The organism is Streptomyces flavochromogenes (assembly GCF_000717595.1).
Lineage (GTDB): Bacteria > Actinomycetota > Actinomycetes > Streptomycetales > Streptomycetaceae > Streptomyces > Streptomyces flavochromogenes.
In genome coordinates this window covers 1-616 of record NZ_JNZO01000103.1, presented here as the reverse complement: position 1 = coordinate 616, position 616 = coordinate 1, and the positions used below count along the sequence as shown (strand labels likewise).

Annotated in this window: 1 protein-coding gene; it reads left to right on the top strand. The window is 72.2% G+C overall.

Features of this window, described 5'->3' with window-relative positions:
* Nucleotides 1-616 (top strand): AMP-binding protein (locus tag IF00_RS44720; protein WP_037640553.1); only part of this gene is annotated, 616 nt, incomplete at both ends.

Here is a 616-nt window from a genome sequence, read left to right as displayed (position 1 = left end):
TGACACGGCGGTGGGCGCACCTGGGCTCGGGGATCTGCGGGCGGAGTTCGTGGCTCCGGAGCTGCGGATCGCGAAGTTCGATCTGACCTTCGCGTTCGGCGAGCGGCGTACGGCCGACGGCAGCCCCGACGGGCTCGACATCACCGTCGAGTACGCCACCGACCTCTACGAGCGCTCCACGGCCGAGGCCGTCGCACACCGCCTCACCCGCCTCCTGACGGACGCGGTGGCCGACCCCGACCGGCCGATCTCCCGGCTGGCGCTGCTCGGCGACGAGGAGGACCGGCGCCTGACCGCGTGGTCGGGACCGGCCACCGACGCCCCCCGTCTGGGCCTGGACGGTCTGCTGAACGGCGTTCTTGAGCAGGTCGCGCCGGCGGCTCTCATCACCCAGACGCATCTGCCGGCGCTGTCCACGAGCGCGGTGGTCGTCGACCTGACGGCCGAGATCGCCGAGGTGAGCGGGCTGTCGGGCGCTCCGGTGGAGACGGGCGGGTCGCCGGAGTCGGTGGCGTGTGTGATGTTCACGTCGGGCTCGACGGGTCTGCCGAAGGGTGTGATGGCCTCGCACCGTGCGCTGGCCGCGACCTTCGTCGGTCCGGACTATCTGGCCTTC